The 18411-nt window shown below is 62.0% G+C and carries 20 protein-coding genes; 8 read left to right on the forward strand and 12 right to left on the reverse strand.

Features of this window, described 5'->3' with window-relative positions; all coding sequences use genetic code 11:
- Positions 1–27 precede the first annotated feature (27 nt).
- Both ACSZOQ_RS12355 and ACSZOQ_RS12360 read right to left on the reverse strand, forming a co-directional pair.
- Positions 28–471 (reverse strand): hypothetical protein, encoded by a 444-nt coding sequence (locus tag ACSZOQ_RS12355; protein ID WP_439922803.1) that lies wholly within the window; start codon positions 469–471, stop codon positions 28–30.
- 28 nt (positions 472–499) lie between these two features.
- Positions 500–766, reverse strand: coding sequence for a DUF2277 domain-containing protein (locus ACSZOQ_RS12360; protein WP_439922804.1), 267 nt, complete (start codon positions 764–766; stop codon positions 500–502).
- A 303-nt stretch (positions 767–1069) separates the two neighbouring features.
- Between ACSZOQ_RS12360 and ACSZOQ_RS12365 the strand changes: the two genes are divergently transcribed.
- The 3 genes from ACSZOQ_RS12365 (at position 1070) to ACSZOQ_RS12375 (ending at position 4553) form a co-directional block, all read left to right on the forward strand.
- Positions 1070–1456: a DoxX family protein gene (locus tag ACSZOQ_RS12365; RefSeq protein ID WP_439926031.1), complete on the forward strand. Its 387-nt coding sequence runs from the start codon at positions 1070–1072 to the stop codon at positions 1454–1456.
- A 304-nt stretch (positions 1457–1760) separates the two neighbouring features.
- Positions 1761–2312, forward strand: a complete 552-nt coding sequence (locus ACSZOQ_RS12370) for a hypothetical protein (RefSeq protein ID WP_439926032.1) — start codon at positions 1761–1763, stop codon at positions 2310–2312.
- A 141-nt stretch (positions 2313–2453) separates the two neighbouring features.
- A complete protein-coding gene (locus ACSZOQ_RS12375) occupies positions 2454–4553 on the forward strand; it encodes a S9 family peptidase (protein ID WP_439922805.1) in 2100 nt (699 codons plus the stop codon).
- A gap of 59 nt (positions 4554–4612) precedes the next feature.
- Here the strand turns inward: ACSZOQ_RS12375 and bfr are convergent, their stop codons facing one another.
- Positions 4613–5095, reverse strand: a complete 483-nt coding sequence (bfr, locus tag ACSZOQ_RS12380; RefSeq protein WP_439922806.1) for a bacterioferritin — start codon at positions 5093–5095, stop codon at positions 4613–4615.
- Between the two features lie 191 nt (positions 5096–5286).
- Entirely contained in the window at positions 5287–5544 is a 258-nt protein-coding gene (locus ACSZOQ_RS12385; protein ID WP_439922807.1) for a (2Fe-2S)-binding protein, read from the reverse strand.
- Between the two features lie 304 nt (positions 5545–5848).
- Here ACSZOQ_RS12385 and ACSZOQ_RS12390 point away from each other — a divergent pair, with 304 nt between their 5' ends.
- The gene (locus ACSZOQ_RS12390) at positions 5849–6187 is read left to right on the forward strand and encodes a hypothetical protein (protein ID WP_439922808.1); all 339 of its coding nucleotides are present in this window, start codon (positions 5849–5851) and stop codon (positions 6185–6187) included.
- Between the two features lie 228 nt (positions 6188–6415).
- Positions 6416–6697 (forward strand): hypothetical protein, encoded by a 282-nt coding sequence (locus tag ACSZOQ_RS12395; RefSeq protein ID WP_439922809.1) that lies wholly within the window; start codon positions 6416–6418, stop codon positions 6695–6697.
- Positions 6698–6862: 165 nt separating this feature from the next.
- On the opposite strand, the gene ACSZOQ_RS12400 is transcribed toward ACSZOQ_RS12395, so the two are convergent.
- From ACSZOQ_RS12400 to ettA, 5 genes are all read right to left on the reverse strand, one after another.
- Positions 6863–8068, reverse strand: a complete 1206-nt coding sequence (locus tag ACSZOQ_RS12400) for a lytic murein transglycosylase (RefSeq protein WP_439926033.1) — start codon at positions 8066–8068, stop codon at positions 6863–6865.
- Positions 8069–8121: 53 nt separating this feature from the next.
- Positions 8122–8712: a TIGR00645 family protein gene (locus tag ACSZOQ_RS12405; protein ID WP_439922810.1), complete on the reverse strand. Its 591-nt coding sequence runs from the start codon at positions 8710–8712 to the stop codon at positions 8122–8124.
- Between the two features lie 122 nt (positions 8713–8834).
- Positions 8835–9605 (reverse strand): trans-aconitate 2-methyltransferase, encoded by a 771-nt coding sequence (gene tam / locus ACSZOQ_RS12410; protein WP_439922811.1) that lies wholly within the window; start codon positions 9603–9605, stop codon positions 8835–8837.
- A 96-nt stretch (positions 9606–9701) separates the two neighbouring features.
- Positions 9702–11666 carry an AI-2E family transporter gene (locus tag ACSZOQ_RS12415; protein ID WP_439922812.1) on the reverse strand — a complete coding sequence of 655 codons (1965 nt, stop codon included), beginning with the start codon at positions 11664–11666 and terminating at the stop codon, positions 9702–9704.
- 139 nt (positions 11667–11805) lie between these two features.
- A complete protein-coding gene (gene ettA, locus ACSZOQ_RS12420) occupies positions 11806–13455 on the reverse strand; it encodes an energy-dependent translational throttle protein EttA (protein ID WP_439926035.1) in 1650 nt (549 codons plus the stop codon).
- Between the two features lie 227 nt (positions 13456–13682).
- On the opposite strand from ettA, the gene ACSZOQ_RS12425 reads away from it, so the two are divergent.
- Positions 13683–13889, forward strand: coding sequence for a hypothetical protein (locus tag ACSZOQ_RS12425; RefSeq protein WP_439926037.1), 207 nt, complete (start codon positions 13683–13685; stop codon positions 13887–13889).
- A 236-nt stretch (positions 13890–14125) separates the two neighbouring features.
- Here the strand turns inward: ACSZOQ_RS12425 and ACSZOQ_RS12430 are convergent, their stop codons facing one another.
- Complete coding sequence (locus ACSZOQ_RS12430; protein WP_439922813.1) at positions 14126–15262, reverse strand: L,D-transpeptidase; 1137 nt, start codon at positions 15260–15262, stop codon at positions 14126–14128.
- A 341-nt stretch (positions 15263–15603) separates the two neighbouring features.
- Here ACSZOQ_RS12430 and ACSZOQ_RS12435 point away from each other — a divergent pair, with 341 nt between their 5' ends.
- Positions 15604–16392 carry a hypothetical protein gene (locus ACSZOQ_RS12435; RefSeq protein WP_439922814.1) on the forward strand — a complete coding sequence of 263 codons (789 nt, stop codon included), beginning with the start codon at positions 15604–15606 and terminating at the stop codon, positions 16390–16392.
- 6 nt (positions 16393–16398) lie between these two features.
- Here ACSZOQ_RS12435 and sseA read toward each other — a convergent pair whose 3' ends face one another.
- A complete protein-coding gene (gene sseA, locus ACSZOQ_RS12440; protein WP_439922815.1) occupies positions 16399–17259 on the reverse strand; it encodes a 3-mercaptopyruvate sulfurtransferase in 861 nt (286 codons plus the stop codon).
- Between the two features lie 202 nt (positions 17260–17461).
- Positions 17462–17875: a rhodanese-like domain-containing protein gene (locus tag ACSZOQ_RS12445; protein WP_439922816.1), complete on the reverse strand. Its 414-nt coding sequence runs from the start codon at positions 17873–17875 to the stop codon at positions 17462–17464.
- A gap of 274 nt (positions 17876–18149) precedes the next feature.
- Here ACSZOQ_RS12445 and ACSZOQ_RS12450 point away from each other — a divergent pair, with 274 nt between their 5' ends.
- Complete coding sequence (locus ACSZOQ_RS12450) at positions 18150–18395, forward strand: GlsB/YeaQ/YmgE family stress response membrane protein (protein WP_439922817.1); 246 nt, start codon at positions 18150–18152, stop codon at positions 18393–18395.
- The last annotated feature ends 16 nt before the right edge of the window (positions 18396–18411 follow it).

Genomic DNA, 18411 nt, shown 5'->3' on the forward strand with positions numbered 1-18411 from the left:
ACCGCGCGGCCCGATGTCGTCGAGCATCTACCGGTGCGGACATTCCCGGTAGCCGAACCTGTCGATGATATCCGCGCCGGAGATGGTGTGGAACGCCAGCGTATCCAAGTAGTGATGGTCCATCACATACTGGCGCAGTTTCGGGTTGTAAGCGCTCAGCATGCGTTGGGTCGACGACGCGTTAATGCGACGCTGGCGATCATGGCCCGAGTGAAACAGAAGCTGCGCGCTGCGCTCGACGCAGACGTTACGCAAGCCGAGGAACAAAGTGCAGTTCGACTGGCAATGACCCCTGATACGAAACAGCTCGCCGCTGGCATTGGCGCGATCGATCTCCGGCTGGAAATCCTGAATCCAGCCGCCCATGCCGAACCGTTCCGACGTCGAGGCGCGAGCCGAAGACGGGATTGTCAGACAGAACGAGCCAGACAGACAGAGCACAGCGCCGACGAAACAGGTCAGGTATTTCACCTCACGTCCCCCGATTGTTCGCAACACCTCAGCCGAACCGCGCCCGGCTACGCTCGCGTGCCTTTTCCGCTTCCACCGCGCGATCGCGCGCGGGCGCCTGCGTGTGGAGCGACGCCAGCAGATGATGCGCGACATGCGCGACGTCATGGACGGCGCGATCGAACGCTGCCCGATTCGCCGCCGACGGCTTGTTGAAGCCAGAGAGCTTGCGCACGAATTGCAGGGCCGACGCATGGATTTCGTCGTCCGTCGCCGGCGGCTCGAAATTGAACAGCGTCTTGATATTCCGGCACATGAATTTTCTCCGGCTGATCTCCTCGCGAGCCGCGATCATATCCCGCCGCAGTCGCCGCCGCCACCCGCATCGCCGCCGCAGAAACCACACGGACTACGCGGGCAAGCGCTCTCGCTCCTCGAGGCCGGCATCGCACCGATGGTAGTATTTCGCCCAGCAAACGAATAGAACGGCCCACGCCCTGCCGCCCGGTGTGAAACGTGACGGTGAGAACATCATATCTTCATGAGTGAAAATGCGGACAACGCAGCGAACGGCGCTGAACGACCACCGGGAGATATATTTTCCCGGCGCCGCGCTGTGATGCGCTGGATCCTCGCTGCGTTCTTCACCGCCGCCGGTATTGCGCACCTGATGACGCCCGACGCCCTGCTCTCGATCACGCCGTCCTGGGTGCCGTTTGCGCCGCAGGTTATTGCCATAACGGGGCTGTGCGAGATCGCGGGGTCCGTCGCGCTGGTCACGGGATATTTCCGTTACGCGGCCGGCATCGCGCTGGCGATCTATGCGCTGTGCGTGTGGCCCGCGAATTTCAAGCACGCCATCGACGGCATTGCGATTCCGCATATCGCCAATAGCTGGCTCTATCACGGCCCGCGGCTCGCGTTTCAGCCGGTCATTATGTGGTGGGCACTGTATTGCGCCGAGGTCATCGACTGGCCGTGGCGGCGCAACCGCAATGGCAGCTAGTGGGAGAGGATTTGACATTCGCTACCCGGTTTGCAGCGAACGCGAGAAGCGAATGTCAAATCCAAACTCCACTAGAAACCTATATTTTCTAGTGGTCCTTTGATTCTAACATTTGCAAGAACGCCTGCCGCAATGGGGTGCAAATGTTAGAATCGGACCACTAGTCGCTGCGCTACATAGCGCAGCTATGATGTCGCCGCACAGGGCACGAAAAAAGCCATGGCGAGCGCATCCATCTCTCTTGCGCGTTTCCCGCTCAGGTTGCAGATTAAGACAGGGGTTTGGGGGTTGCGTCTTGCGTGCAATGGCTTGTGTGCTGGTGACGTTGGTGCTGGGCGCGTGCAGCAACCGCGATCCCTATGTCACATCCGCCAGTGAGGCCCCTTCGGGCAACTGGAAGATCTCGCGCCAGCTCGACAAGGTCACGCAAACCGAACTGCCCAGTGCAAGCGTGCGCGCCATGGCGTCGAACACCTATGTCGCCAACGCCAGTGGATCGATGCTGCAGATCACATGCTTCGACAAGCAGCCGATCGTGCGTTTTGCATTTGAATTCAAGATCGGCTCCGACAAGAACACCATTCTCGGCTACCGCTTCGACGACAAGCCCGGGCACGACAGCGTCGCATCCCGCGTATTGACCGGCGAAAACGCGATACTGATCGACAATCCGGTTGCGGTCGCGGAATTTGTCAATGAACTGTCCGGATCGCAAAAGCTCTATCTTCGTATCCGCTCGCTGACGCTTGGCCGCACCACCGCCGAATATCCGCTCGACGGATCGGCCGCGGCGGTTCAGGCGGCTTTCGCCGGATGTCCGGTGATGGCCGCACAGACGAAGAAGCACACGTCCTGATCCCTGAAATCCGCTGAATCGGTTCCGCCGTGCCTCGCTTGCGGTCCCACGCGCGGCCTCCTATGAACACCTGACCTTTCCGTCACGACGCGCACGGCCGGACAAGCGCGGCAAGCCCCCACGACCATAGGCGCCTTTTTCATGACATCGACACCGACGGCCCCGAGAGCCGAACGCCGACCGCATACTTCCACGCACCACGGCGTCACGATCACAGATGACTATGCGTGGCTGAAGGACACGAATTGGCAGCAGGTGCTTCGTGAACCGTCGCTACTGGCGCCGGACATCCGCGCCTATCTCGAGGCCGAGAACGCCTATTCGAATGCCCTGCTCGCGGAGACCGAGCCTCTGCAAAAACAGCTCGTCGCGGAAATGCGCGGCCGCATCAAGGAGGACGATTCCACCGTCCCCTCGCCCGACGGACCCTTCGCCTATTTTTCGAAATACCGCGAGGGCGGCCAGCACCGGATGTTCGGGCGGCAGCCGCGCGACGGCGGCGACGCCCGCTTTCTCATTGATGGCGACGCGCTTGCCGAAGGCAAGCAGTTCTTCCAGCTCGGCGGCACGCGTCATTCTCCGGATCATCGCCTCGAGGCGTGGAGCGTCGACGATCGCGGTTCGGAATATTTCACAATCCGGATTCGCGACTGGGATAGCGGCGCCGATCTCGCCGACGTCATCGAGGAGACCGATGGCGGCGTGGTGTGGAGCGCGGACTCCTGCGCGTTCTACTACGTCAAGCTCGACGACAACCATCGCCCGATGCAGGTCTATCGTCACCGGCTCGGCACACCGCGGTCGGAGGACGTGCTGGTGTATCAGGAGCAGGACGCCGGCTGGTTCACACATATTCATGAGAGCGCCAGCGGCCGCTTCTGCGTGATTGCCGGCGGCGATCATGAGACCTCCGAGCAGCGGCTGATTGATCTCGCCGAGGCCGAGGCGACACCTCGCCTGATCGCGGTGCGCGAGGAAGGCGTGCAATACTCCGTCGCCGATCGCGGCAGTGAGCTTTTCATCCTCACCAACGCCGACGGCGCCATCGACTTCAAAGTCATGACGGCGCCGCTGGCGGAGCCCGGACGCGCGAACTGGCGCGACCTGATTCCCTATCGTCCCGGCACCTACGTGCTCGATCTCGAACTGTATTCCGGCCACATGGTGCGGCTCGAGCGCGCCAACGCGTTGCCGTCGATCGTCATCCGCGATCTCGCGAGTGGAGACGAGCACGCCATCGCCTTCGACGAGGCCGCCTATTCGCTCGACACCCATGGCGGCTACGAATTCGACACCACCACCTTGCGCTTCAGCTATTCGTCGATGACGACGCCGACTGAGGTATTCGATTACGACATGACGAACCGCTCGCGAACTTTACGCAAGCGCCAGGAGATTCCCTCGGGGCATGATCCTTTGAATTATGTCACCACCCGCATCGTGGCGAAGGCGAACGACGGCGCCGAGGTGCCAGTCTCGATCCTGCATCGCAAGGATTTCGCGCCGGATGGCCGCGCGCCGCTGCTGCTCTACGGCTACGGCTCCTACGGCCATGCCATGCCGGCGTCGTTCTCGGCCAACCGGCTGTCGCTGGTCGATCGCGGCTTCGTCTACGCCATCGCGCACATCCGCGGCGGTGCAGACAAAGGGTGGGGCTGGTATCTCGACGGCAAGCGCGAGAAGAAAACCAACAGTTTTGACGATTTCGCGGCTAGCGGCCGCGCGCTGATCGCGGCGAACTACACGTCTGCAAAGAACATCGTTGGCCACGGTGGCAGCGCCGGCGGCATGCTGATGGGGGCGGTCGCCAACCGTGCCGGCGAGTTGTTCGCAGGCATCGTCGCGGAGGTGCCGTTCGTCGACGTGCTCAACACCATGCTCGATGACACACTACCGCTGACGCCGCCGGAATGGCCGGAATGGGGCAACCCGATTGAAAGCGCAAAGGACTTTCACACCATCCTGTCCTATTCGCCCTACGAGAACGTCGCGGCGAAGGACTATCCAGCGATCCTCGCTTTGGGCGGGCTGACCGATCCGCGCGTCACCTACTGGGAGCCGGCGAAATGGATCGCACGGCTGCGCGCCACCATGACGTCGGGCGGCCCGGTTCTGCTGCGGACCAACATGGGCGCGGGACACGGCGGCGCCTCCGGCCGCTTCAACCGGCTCGACGAGGTCGCCCTCGCCTATGCCTTCGCACTGTGGGCGGTGAAGCACGATCAGGCACCGGAAACCTGACGACAGGCACAAAAAAGCCGGCGCACAAAGGCGCCGGCTTTGAAATGCACAACGGCCGATCAGTCGTGATCCATTTTGCCGATGTGCTTCTGCGAATAAAGCTCGACGCCGAGCTTTTTGATAAGATCGATCTGGGTTTCGAGGAAGTCGATATGGCTTTCCTCATCCTTCATCAGGCTCTCGAAGATGTCGCGGGTGACGTAATCCTTGGCCGCGTGGCAGTGGGTCGCAGCCTCTTCGTAGAGCGCGCGCGCCGAATATTCCGCCTTGAGATCGCAATCCATTACCTCGGCGACGTTCTGGCCGATGTGCAGGGGATCAAGCACCTGCATGTTCGGAAAGCCGTCCAGGAAGATGATGCGGTCGATCAGCTTGTCGGCATGCTCCATTTCCTCGATGGACTCCGCGCGCCATTTCTTGCCGAGATCCTTGATGCCCCAGTTGTCCAGCAGCCGGTAATGCAGCCAATACTGGCTGACCGCGGTCAGCTCGTGGCGGAGCGCCTTGTTCAGGTATTCGATAACCTTCGGGTCGCCCTTCATGGAGCAGCTCCTGTTGTTGTGCGTTGACGCTGGTGGGCCGGGCCATCGCGCCCGCCGATCCAATTTAGAATACTTCTAAATCAGATTCGGCGGCGCGACAACCCCCAAGAAGGATGGCGCAGCTATCCAACAACGGTGTTAGCCGAGGCGATGGATGGTGCAAAAGGCGTTGGAGGGGATTATCGAAGACGTCAGAGAGTGATTTCGGTCTGAATCTGCTCGACTTCTGCGTGCATCGCGGAGTGGGGACACCCGTCGCAACATTTTTTGGCGCAGGCGCCGAGCGCTTCCTTGATGATGGTCTTGATGGTTCGGGCACATCGCCCGCATTCCGCGCTGCATCCGAGACATCCGTAAACCTGCTTGGGCGAACGCCGCAGGTCGTCTGCTGCGGTCACGGCGGAGCGAACGTCGTGATCGGTCAATACGTTACAAGAACAAACGATCATGAAAACGGAACCCACTTACGACACGCGGAGACGGACCGATATTGTTAGACCGTGTCGCGAAACGCAAAGGGAAAACCGCCAGTTTCAAGCAATTCCAAACTGCGCGGAAGCCGGATGAAACCGCAATCTCGTTGTTTCCGTAACATACTGATATACATAATAAAATATTCACATCACCTTCTCCTGATCATGGCAGGATTGAGCCATTCCGTTCATTGATCGTTCAAACCGGGTGTGAAAACTTTGGACGACAGACCGCTCTGCGTATGTGCTGTCGATTGGGATGCAGAAGGAAGGTGAAGCCATGAAGAGAACATTGATGGCATTGGCGACCATTGCCATGGTCACAGCGGTGGCTGCGCCTCAAGCCGCCGAAGCGCGCGGTGGTCGGGTCGCAGCCGGCGTCGTTGGCGGGCTGATCGGCGGCGCCATCATCGGCGGCGCATTGGCGGGTCCGGGCTATTATTACGGACCAGGCTATTACGGTGCGGGGTACGCAGGCTATTACGGTCGGGGGTATGGACCCGGCTACGGCTACTACGGCGGCCCGGCCTATGTCGCGACGCCAGGCTGCTACTGGCAGCGCCAGCGCTTCTGGGATGGTTTCGGCTGGCGGCTCCGGCGCGTCCGGGTATGCGGCTGATCCGGCGGCGGCCTGATTTATCGAATCAGTTTCCGGATTATAGTGGTGTTTCCGGAGCGCCGAGCGTGATGGCCTGAAAAAGCCGTTTTTTCGGCCAACTGACTTGCGAACGTTTGATCAGGTTGATGTTGGGCGCTTCCAGGGAGACAGCCGACTTGAACGACGGCGTTGCAATTTGCCCCTAACCGGCGCCCAACCGTGGCGCTTCCCTTCAGGAGAGTTTCCAAAATGAAGAAGACAGTTTTCGCCCTCCTCGCGGCCGCGACGGTTGCGGTTGGCTCAGTAGCGACGGCTCCGCAGGCGAATGCCGGCGGCGGCGCGGTGGCGGCCGGCGTTGCCGGCGGTCTGATCGGCGGCGCCCTCATCGGCGGCGCGATTGCCAACAGCCGCCCGGCCTACGCCGAGCCGGGCCCGGCCTACATCGTCGAAGAGCCGCCGTGCCACATGGTGCGCGAGAAATTCTGGGACGGATATGGCTGGCGCTTCCGCCGCATCCGGGTTTGCGACTGATCCATAGGTCCTGACGATCCGACCCGAGAGACCCGGCTTCACAGCCGGGTTTTTCTTTGGCGGATCTGGCACTTTATTGTTTTGGTGCGTTTTCTTCTCGCGAACCAAATTCATCCTGGAGCGGGATGCGGGCGGAAAACCGCTACACACTTTCCTCATCCCGCTCTAATGCGCCGCATTCATCGCGCGCAGCACCGCGTCGCTGGGCCAGCAATCCACTTTAAGTTTGGCGGACTTCTGGTAAGCGCCGAGTGCTGCGCGCGTCAGCATCCCTGCCTTGCCGTCGATCTTGTCCTTGTACAGGCCGATCCGCGTCAGATGGCGCTGCATCGCCTCGACGTCGCGGCTGCGCAACTGCGTCGATGCCGACCATGGCGTCGCGAACGGCAGCGGACTGGTCATGCGGTCGGCGAGATGGCCGACGAACAACACGTAAAGGTCGGAGAAATTGTATTCCTTGATCACGAAGTAGTTCTTCGTGGTCAGGAACGACGGGCCATAGATACCTTCCGGTTGCAGCAGCGACGCCGGCTGTGCTCGCTCGTCCGCGGTCAGCTTTTGTCCGCGCACCGGCAAAAACCCTTCGCGCAACCAATCGCCGATCGGCTTCTTCACCTCGGGCACGCCCTCCGTGCAATCGACGCTCGCTGGCGCGCGCGCCTCGTAGGCCCAGCGCACACCGGGCTGCCAGCCCTTGTTGACGAGCTGCTGCGCGGCCGACGCCAGCGCATCCGGCACCGAGGTCCAGATATCCACGCGGCCGTCACCATCGAAATCGACGCCATGTTTGGCGAGCTCGGACGGGAGAAATTGCGTGAGGCCGGTGGCGCCGCCCCACGACGCGCGGAAATTCTTGCGCGAGACGACTCCGTTCTGCAACAGCAGCAGCCCGTCGATGAATTCGGTGCGATACTGGTCCTTGCGGCGGCCGACATAAGCCTGCGTCGCCAGCACGCGCATCGCGTCGTAAGGCAGCGTGTAGCGGCCGTAGTCGGTCTCGCGGCCCCAGATCGCAAGAATGATGGGCGCGGGAACGCCGAAACGCTTTTCGATCGCGTTCAGTGTCGGCCCGTATTTCTGCATCAGCCGCTGCCCTTCGGCCGCCAACCGGGCGATGCTGCCCTCTTTGAGGTAGTCCGCCGGCACCTGAACGAATTCCGCCTGCGAAGGCGCACCAGTCGCGGGCCGGCCCGGCAGGATCAGATCGGGCAACTTGTAGTCAGGTTCGAGCCCCGTCGTCACGGTATCGAAGGTCGCGCGCGAGACACCTGCCTGCTGCGCGTCGGCCCACAGCGAGGTGATGAAACGCGTGAAGCCGGCGTCCGCGGCATACGCGGGCACTCCGGCTCCAAGTGCGATCGCGAATATCATTACGATCGCAAGCCACGGTCCCCGCAGGATGATCCGGCCGATCGCCATCATCCTTAATGCTCCGTCTGGCCGTGCGCCACGTTCGACGGCACGCTCGAGATGCGATCCGCAAGTGCAATGCCGATCGCCGAAATGATGAATACGGTGTGGATGATGGTCTGCCACATCACGCCGGTTTCGGTGTAATTCGTAGCGCGCGCCGCGCTGCCGAGGTTTCCGGCTTCGATGAAGGTCCGCAACAGGTGGATCGAGGAGATGCCGATGATCGCCATTGCGAGCTTGATCTTGAGAACGCTGGCGTTGACATGACTGAGCCACTCCGGCTCATCGGGATGACCTTCGAGATTGAGCCGCGACACGAAGGTCTCATAGCCACCGACGATGACCATCACCAGCAGATTCGAGATCATCACCACATCGATTAGGCCGAGCACGACCAGCATGATCTGCTGTTCGCTGAAATCGAAGGAGTGCCCGATAAGATGCCACAGCTCCTTCAGAAACAGGACGACATAGACGCCCTGGGCGATAATCAGACCGATATAGAGCGGCAGCTGCAGCCAGCGCGAGGAGAAGATCAGCATCGGCAGCGGGCGCAGAGCAACGACCTTCACGGGTCGCGGAGTTTTAGGCGTCGGGGACATGATGCGGCCTTGTCGTGACGGGAGAAGCGTTCTAGTCGATTCACCGTGACGGAATCGAGACGGTACGCCGCGGCAAAACGCAGCGCGGGGTCGATTCCAGCACACAGCGATTCATTTCCACCTTACTTGACAGCGACCACGAACAAACGCGGAAAGCGCAGCAGCACCTTGCCGTCCGCCTGCGGCGGATAGGCGGCGGCGATGCGCGCCGTGTATTCGCGCAAGAACTCTTTCCTTTCGGCAGGTTCCAGTGGATCGACGAACGGCCGCAGTCCGGTGCCCTTGACCCATTCGACGATCGCCGTGGCCTCCGCAAGGACGTGATTATAAATAGTATGCCAGATCTCGATGCGCTGACACAGCGGCCGCAGCGCATCGTAGTAGGCGCCTGGCTTCGCCAGCACGTCTTTCGCCCGCGCGGCATTGGCAAGTGTTTGACGCCACGGTCCCGAATGAGCCACCTCGCGCATCATCACATGAGTTGGCTCATCGAGATTGTCCGGCATCTGGACCGCCAGCACACCGCCTGAGGGCAGTGCGCCGAGCAGCCGCTGCAACTGGCGCAGATGCTCCGGCACCCACTGGAAGATCGCATTGGCAAACAGCAGATCGGTGTTCGCCGGCGGAGCCCAGTGCGCAACGTTGGCTTCGACAAATGTCTGTCCCGGCAGCCGTTCGCGCGCTCGCCGCAGCATGTCGGCAGATGTATCGATACCGATGATCGCGGCCTGCGGCCAGCGCTCGACCAGAAGTTCGGTGGAATTGCCGGGTCCGCAGCCTATATCAATGACCTTGCGCGGTGCGTTCAGCGGAACCTGCGCCAACAGATCGCGCGACGGCCGCGTCCGCTCGTCCTCGAACTTCAGATACTGCTCGGCGCTCCAGTCGTCCATCCCGCCTCTCCGATCCCAAACAAACGCAGCAAACCAAGTCAACGCCGATCACGGCGGAAAGATGTATGTCATAGAAGTCCACGGCCGGCGCTGCGGTCAGCCTCGCCGCGGTCGCGGAAGCGGCGGAGCCGAACGCGGCGCACGCGGAACGGCACCTTTGTCCTGCATGGTGTCCTTTATGGCGGTTTGCTCGACCAGCGACAGACAATGGGCGGCGGCTTCCCCCAGACTGTCCGCCACCGCGTCGGCTTTGAGGTCGTTTCGGGTCATCGCGCTGTTGGTCCGTCCCCAGCAACAGACAAGGATGCGCGCCCGCGGCATCTTGCGGCGCAGCTTGCGCACGAGATGGCGCGTGTGGGCCGGACTGCCATCATCGAGCGTCGACACGCAAGCGAGCATTACGCCCGAAACGTCGAGCCGAAATAACCCGCTCGGCGACGTCTCCTCCTTCCTCGCGGCTCGTGCCCCGAGACCGTGCTTCGACAGGATCTGAGCCAGAAACATCGCGGCGGCCTCGTCGAGATCGCTGCGCTCGGCGACGCACAGCACCGGACATTCGGCCTGCCAGTCCGGCGGAAGGCCCTCGCGGATGATGAACGGCAGTTCGGGCATCGGCACATGGGCCGTCACCTCTGCGGCGTCGGCGGTTTCTGCATCCTTCGTCTCCTCGCCCTCCGGAGCATCGTCAAACTCGGAGGCCAGCCCGTCGATCACCTCGGCGACGCCGTCCCTGATTTCAGCCAGGCGGTCAGGCGACAGCCGGTCGCGCCTGAGGTCGGCCTGCGCCAGCATCAACCCCTTGAGCGCGACGTTCTCATAGTATTCGGCGAGCGACCGCTCCTTCAAAAACTTTTCGGCCATGTCCACGGCCTCCGCCGGATCGTTGGCCAGCATCCGCTGATAGAACAGCTCCGGCGGGGACAGCGCGGGACGATTGCCCAGAAGGATGTCGAGAAACCTGAGATGTTCGACATGACGGCCAAGCACGACCAGGCAGACCGTCAACGGAGTCGCGAGAACAAGACCGATCGGTCCCCACAGCGCGGTCCAGAATGTCGCCGAGGCAACGACGGCCACAGGAGACAATCCGCTGCTATGTCCCACGAGCAAAGGTTCGAAGACCTGACCGACCAAGAGCTCTGTCAGGAGAATGAGCGCGCCGCTCCACAGCAGCATCGACCAACCGGGATCGACTGCGACGGCCAGCGTCAGGGGAAAAAACGCCGCAATGAAAACGCCGACGTAGGGCACGAACCGCAGGATCGCGGCCAGAATTCCCCAGAGGATGGCACTAGGGACGCCGATCACCAGAAGTCCACCAGCCACGATCACGCCGAAGCTGGTGTTGAGCGCGACCTGTGTCAGGAAAAGACGGCTGAGGCGGCCCGCTGCGTCGTCGATGGCCGCGGTCGCGGACTGCAGATCATTTGAGCCCGCGAGCTTGATAAGCCGATTTCGCAGATCCTCCCGTTGAAACAGAATGAAGACCACGAACACGATCACGAAGCCCACCGTCGCCAGCGGATGCAGGAGAGGACTGATGAGCGCCAAGATGCTCTCGAGGGCGGAGGGCGGCGGAGAACGCACCTCGACAGGGATAGGCTCGACCTCGCCAGGCTTTTTGGATAGCGGGGTCGATGGCGACGGCGGCTGGCTCTGCGGTACGTTGATTTCCTTGCCCAGAGTCTGAAGAATGTCCGCGGCGCGATCGAGCGGCCCTATCGCCGTCAGTGATCGCAGCGATTGAATCTTCTGCTGCATGGTTTGCTGATATCGGGGCAACCCCTCGGCCAGGTGCCTGACCTCATTCGCGATCAGACTGCCGAGCGCGAAGATCGCGACAAAGGCAAGCACGACCACCAGCGGCACACTGGCCGCGCGCGGAAAATGCCATCGCTCGAGAATATCAACCAACGGAACAAGCACAAAGCTTAAGAGCACGGCCAGCGCGATGGGAACGAATATCTCGCGGCCCACATACAGCCCGCAGATCACGAGGGCGCCGACGATCGCCGATGTCAACACCCGGTCGCCGAAACCTCCCGTTGCCCGGGGCGTCATCCTCGCGTCCAGATTCAGACTCACGGCCAGCATGACCCCGATATTCGTGGTCATCAATGATTGGCGGCCGATTTGGTTCCATGGGCGCCGGGGAGACGTCGGACGGCGCTTTCTCCCCTGCCCCGCCCCGCCGTGTCCTCTACCGCGTCAGTTTCTTGTACTTCACACGGTGCGGGATGACGCTGTCCTGACCGAGCCGGCGCATCTTGTCCTTCTCGTAGTCCTGGAAGTTGCCCTCGAACCATTCGACGTGGCTGTCGCCTTCGAAAGCCAGGATATGCGTCGCAATGCGGTCGAGGAACCAGCGATCATGGCTGATGATGACGGCGCAACCGGCGAAATCCTCCAGCGCCTCTTCCAGCGCGCGCAGCGTATCGACGTCGAGATCGTTGGTCGGCTCGTCGAGCAGCAACACGTTAGCGCCGGACTTCAGCATCTTGGCCAGATGCACGCGGTTGCGCTCGCCGCCCGACAGCGCGCCGACCTTCTTCTGCTGATCCGCGCCCTTGAAGTTGAACGCCGAGCAGTAGCCGCGCGAATTGACTTCCTTCTTGCCGAGCAGGATCTGGTCGTTGCCGCCGGAAATCTCTTCCCAGACGTTTTTCGAACCGTCGAGCGCATCGCGCGACTGGTCGACGTAGCCGAGATGCACGCTGTCGCCGACGGTGATGGTGCCCTTGTCCGGCTCTTCCTGCTTGGTGATCATGCGGAACAGCGTGGTCTTGCCGGCGCCGTTGGCGCCGATGACGCCGACGATGCCGCCGGGCGGCAGCTTGAAGGTGAGATCGTCGATCAACAGGCGATCCCCGAAGCCCTTGGCCAGGCCCTCGAAATCAACCACGTTGTTGCCGAGCCGCTCCGCCACCGGAATGATGATCTGCGCCGTCTGCGTCTGCTTATCATTGGCCTTGGCGAGCAGGTCCTCATAGCGCTGGTAACGCGCCTTGGATTTGGCCTGACGCGCTTTCGGCGAGGACGCGATCCATTCCTGCTCACGTTCCAGCGTCTTCTGGTGCGCGACGTCCTCGCGGCCTTCCTGCGCAAGACGCTTCTGCTTTTGAACGAGCCACGCCGAGTAATTGCCCTCGTAGGGAATCCCCTTGCCGCGATCGAGTTCGAGAATCCAGCTCGTCACATTGTCGAGAAAGTAGCGGTCGTGGGTGACGATCAGGATCGCGCCGGGATAGTTGCGCAGGTGGCCTTCGAGCCACGACACCGACTCGGCGTCGAGGTGGTTGGTCGGCTCGTCCAGCAGCAGCAGGTCGGGCTGGTCGAGCAGCAGCTTGCACAGCGCGACGCGGCGGCGTTCACCGCCGGAGAGTTTGGTCACGTCGGAGTCATCGGGTGGGCAGCGGAGCGCGTCCATCGCCTGGTCGACCTTGCTGTCGAGGTCCCAGAGGCCCGCGGCCTCGATCTCGTCCTGCAGCTTGGTCATCTCGTCGGCGGTCTCGTCGGAATAGTTCATGGCCAGTTCGTTGTAGCGATCGAGGATCGCCTTCTGCTTGGCGACGCCGAGCATGACATTTTCGCGAACCGTCAGGCTGGCATCGAGCTGCGGCTCCTGTTCGAGATAGCCGACGCGCGCGCCATCGGCGACCCACGCTTCGCCGTTATATTCCTTGTCGAGCCCGGCCATGATCTTCAGCAGCGTCGACTTGCCCGAGCCGTTGACGCCGAGCACGCCGATCTTGGCATCCGGGTAAAACGACAGATGGACGTTATCCAGCACTTTGCGGGTGGGATAGGCCTTGGTCAGACCCTGCATGAAATAGACGAACTGGCGCGCCATCGTGATTCCTGAAAGCATTTCTTGGGAAATTTGCTGCCGCTGATGTAGCGGCGCGGGGGCGAAAGGGCAACCTTGCCTTAACCAGCCGGAAAGGTTGACGAGAAGAACATTTCGTCCCGTATCATTCGAACCGCTTTTTAATTGAAATCCACGAAGAATGGCGAGACCAGCGCAATCATGGCGGTCTTCCAGCAGGAAGCCCGCGACCTAACATGGCAGAAACGACCATGACGACCAGCGTATCGGCGTCAGCGTCCAAGGGGACCGAAAAACAGGATCACCGGCGCGGATGGCTGCACGAGGTTCGCGTGTTCTGGCGCGACTTCATTGCAACCGCATTCAACCCCTACCGGCCCGAACTGCACTACATGCGCGGACCCGGACCTGCCTGGCGCGCCAAGCACGGCCAGCACCCGCCGCCGCGTTCCCAATGAGTTGGCCGCGCTCCCACAGCCTCGTGTCACGCGATGACATCGCCGCGTGGCTCAAGAGCGCACCCGTGCGAGTGCTTCGGTAAGTTTAGGAGAACTGCCGCGAGCGACGCGAGAAGCCTCACGCGTTCGATGTCGTCCCTGCGAAGGCAACGAAGTGGACCATTAGGAAACAGCAGATAGCGGCCGCTATGCGCCCCCGCGTGCGTGGGGGCGACCAGACCTCGAAGACGCCGCGGCTAGCGGATCGTGACCGGCGCAGGCAGCGGCGCCACGGTGGCCGGCTGGGTCCCGGGCAGGCTCGCCGTCTGCGGCGGCTGCAGAGCCGGTGCTGCATTGGGTCCCGGCGGAGCGGGGGCCGGCTGAGTGGAAGCCGTCGTATCGGTGTGAGGAGGACCGCCCGGCAGCACGACGACGCGGGTGCCGACCTTCACGCGATCGAACAGGTCCGACACATCCTCGTTGAGCATGCCGATGCAGCCCGACGAGACGAAATGTCCGATCGTCGACGGCTGGTTGGTGCCGTGAATGCGATACACGGTCGAGCCGAGATACATGGCGCGGGCGCCGAGCGGGTTACCAGGACCACCGGCCATGAAGCGTGGCAGATAGGGCTGGCGCTCGATCATTTCGGTCGGCGGATGCCAATCCGGCCACTCAGCCTTACGGCTGATCTTCTGCACACCTGTCCAGGTGAAGCCGTCGCGGCCGACGCGCACGCCGTAACGGATCGCGCGATTGTTGCCGAGAATATAATACAGATACGTGTTCGGCGTATCGACGACGAGGGTGCCCGCTGGCTCCTTGGTCGCGAAGGTAACTTCCTGGCGACGCAGTCTCGGCGCCAATTGCTTTTCACCGCCCTGATCGACCTCCGGCTGCTCATCCGGCGGCAGCGCCGACAGCGTGGTCGGCCTGCCGTCCGCGCCCACAGGAGCGGGCGGCACTAAACCTGCAGTCGGCCCGCCCGTCGAAGCAACCGTTTCCGGCGTACGGGTCGGATACTGCGTGGGGCCGGGCTGACCATAGCGGGGATCGTCCGGCGACATCACCGGACGCTGCTGCATACCACGGTCCGAATAGACCGGCGCGGAACCGGGGCGACCGTAACGCGGATCGTCCGGCGACATGATCGGTCCCGGCGCAGGCAGCGCTGCGGAATTGTGCTGCCGCGGCGCCTGATCGTCGTCGGCCGGATCGTAATCGGGAAGCCCATCGATCGCTTCCGGACGGTCGTCTTCACCCGGATATGGAGAAGGCGACGCGGAATAGATCGTGCCCGGCGCGGGCGGATACCCCTGCGCCGAGGCGAGCGAAGTTCCCGCTGCGCCAGCTACGACCGCCGCAAAAATCGTCAGAATGCGTTTGATCATCATCGCCCTTGTATAAGCCCGACAAACCACCGGATCGTTAATGGCCACATCGCGCAGGATAGCGGCGCATTCAAGACAATTCAGACAAAACATCCCGGATTTGGTCATAATTCCGAGATCGCGGCGAAGCGTGACCTCCATGCCTCACCAATTCCGGCGCACCGGGCAAAACCGGGGATTGTCGTGGCGATTTTTGGGGGGCGTGGTCGCGTCCATTGCGGTATTCTCAAAGGCCTGATTCGCCGGGACCGGCTGGCGCGCCCGTCGATCCGGCGTGTATTCAACCGCGTTCCGATGGCTCGATCACCGTCGCAGACCGCGCGGCCAAGGCGGAACCATAACCCATGCTGCCCGGCTTCCGTTTCCTGTCCGTCGCCATCTTGCTGGCCGTCTCGATGCTGATCTTCGGCCTGGGTGCCGCAGCTCTGCTACGGGCAACGCACGAAGAGTTCGCAAGTCAGCCTCTCAAGCAAATGCCTGAAGTCACGTTCGGGGTGCGAGAGGAGACTGAGCGGCCGACGCTGGCGGTGCTGCGGATCGATACACCCGCCGCCGATTCTGCCGAGCCGAGGCCCGACCAGGCCGAAGCACGGCATCCCCTGACGGCCTCACCGGATGTGCACTCTGAATCCAACGCCGCGGCGCTTCCTGCCACGGGTGCATCTTCGGCTGCGACCGACACGCCCTCTGTGTCCACGGCGTCGTCCAGCTCCGCCCCGCCGCAAGTCGCGGACACAGCGCCCTCCCCTGATGCAGCCACAGCAAAATCATCGGAGCCGCCACCGGGCGCAGAAGCTTCGGTCGACGCAGGCGACGCTGTCAAGCCGGATATAGCGGAAACCGACGCCGCCAAATCCAATGCCATCAAATCCAATGTCGGGGCGTCCGACGTCGCGGAAACAATGACATCTCCGCTCGGGGAGCATGTCAGGCCGCCCCTGCCGGGACGCCGTCCGACACAGATAGCACAGGCCGCCGATCCGACACCACGCGGTGTCAAACAACCGTCCACGAAGCCGTCGCGCCTCGCCAAACAGCATCGCCATCGCAAAGTGATCCGCCGATCTCTTCCTGCACGATCGGCTGCACCGAACCCGGCGCCGCCTTCAGCGTCTCCATTCGCTTTGGACTGAGTCTATTCAGGCGGGTCCGGTAGCGATCGGGGGGCCGCCCTGCAATCCCCACTCCGACCATGACCCGTCGTAGAGCGCCGAGCCGCGCACGCCGAGGCGATAAAGCGCAAGCGTCAGAACCGCGGCGGACACGCCGGAGCCGCAGGTCGTGATGACTGGCTTCGCCAGATCGAGACCGGCTGAGACAAAAGTGGTACGCAATTCGTCGCGCGGCTTCATGGTGCCGGTCGCGGCATCGAACAGTTCATTGTACGGCAGGTTGCGGCTGCCAGGGATGTGACCCGAACGCAAGCCCGGCCTCGGCTCCGCCACGCTACCCCCGAAGCGATTGACCGCGCGCGCATCAACAACCTGCTCGCGATGCGACGACAGATTGCTCACGAGCTGCGCCTTGCTGCGCACATAGGCTTGATCGAACGTCGCGGTGAACTTGCCCGGTTTTGGCAATGCCTTGCCGGATTCAATGGAGCGGCCTTCCGCGCGCCATTTCTTCAAACCGCCGTCGAGCACGCGGACATTGCGGTGGCCGAAAGACAGAAACATCCACCACACCCGCGGCGCGGCGACCCAGCCGCCGGAGTCGTAGACCACGACCGTATCGCCGGAGGAAATTCCGAGCGCGCCGACATCGCGCGCGAACTGTGCGGCATTCGGATACATATGCGGCAGCGGCGACGCACGGTCGGACACTGCATCGACATCGAAGAACACCGCGCCGGGGATGTGCGCGGCAAGAAAATCATCGACCGGCAGCGGCAGCACGCCCGGCATCTTGAACGAGGCGTCGACGACCTTGACGCCGGCATCGTCGAGATGCGCGGCCAGCCATTCGGTGGAGACAAGTGGATCGTCGACGGTGGATGGCATATCAAATCCTGTTGTCATTCCGGGATGCGCCCTCTTGGGCGCAGGCCTCAGATGTATAGTTGCACATCGGGGAATCCATACACCAGGCAGTGGTTATGGATTCCAGGTTCGCTCGCGCAGCGCAAATTGACACCGTCAATTTTGTCGCAAGCTCGCGCCTCGGAATGACGAAGAAAATTGACTGCCGCGCGAACTGAAAACCTTACCCCTTCGCCTTCGGCTCGACATTCTCGACCGCTTCCCCGGCGTCGCGCCAGGCTTTGAAACCGCCGCCGAGATGCGCGACGGGCTTCAAGCCCATGTCCTGCGCGGTCTTCGCCGCCAGCGCCGAGCGCCAGCCCGAGGCGCAATGAAAGATGAACTTTTTGTTCTCCTGGAAAATCGGTTTGGCATAAGGGCTTTCAGGATCGATCCAGAATTCGAGCATGCCGCGGGTACAGGAAAACGACCCGGGAATCCTGCCTTCGCGCTCGAGCTCACGCGGATCGCGGATATCGACGAGGATGGCATCGCCGCGCGCGACCGCGGCCTTGGCGTCCGCCACGCTCATGGTTTCGATTTCCCGGTTTGCTTCCTCAAGCAGCACTTTGATCCCGCGCGCGATCGTTTGAGTCATTTGCTCCGGCCTTTTCTCTCCCCGTTGTTACGGGAAGACTCGGATTGAAAGAACGATGCGAAACATCCTCGCACAATCGGCGTGAAGGACAAATCATGCTTAACGCAATGACCGCGTCCTGGATGTGAAGTAACCGCAACAAACGGATCTCCTAGACCTGACGGGTTTTTCATCTAGAATTGATCTGCTGCTCCGCCTATTGCTAAACGCGATATTTAGAGTGATTGATAATCAAGAAAATGCGATGAGAGCGGCATTTCAATAGGAGCGATCCATGGGCATTATTGTGTGGTTGATTGTCGGCGCGATCGCTGGCTGGCTGGCTGGCCTGATTGTAAAGGGCGGAGGCTTCGGGCTGATCGGAAACATCGTCATCGGCATCATCGGGGCAATCGTCGCCGGTTGGCTTTTGCCGCTGTTCGGGATTCTGATCGGCGGCGGTTTTTTCGCCCAGGTCGTCAACGCGGCCATCGGCGCCATCATTGTTCTCCTCGTCGTGGCGTTCATCAAGCGCGCCTGACAACAATCACGTCTTG

The sequence above is a fragment of the Nitrobacter sp. JJSN genome (genome assembly GCF_051912485.1).
Classification (GTDB): domain Bacteria; phylum Pseudomonadota; class Alphaproteobacteria; order Rhizobiales; family Xanthobacteraceae; genus Nitrobacter.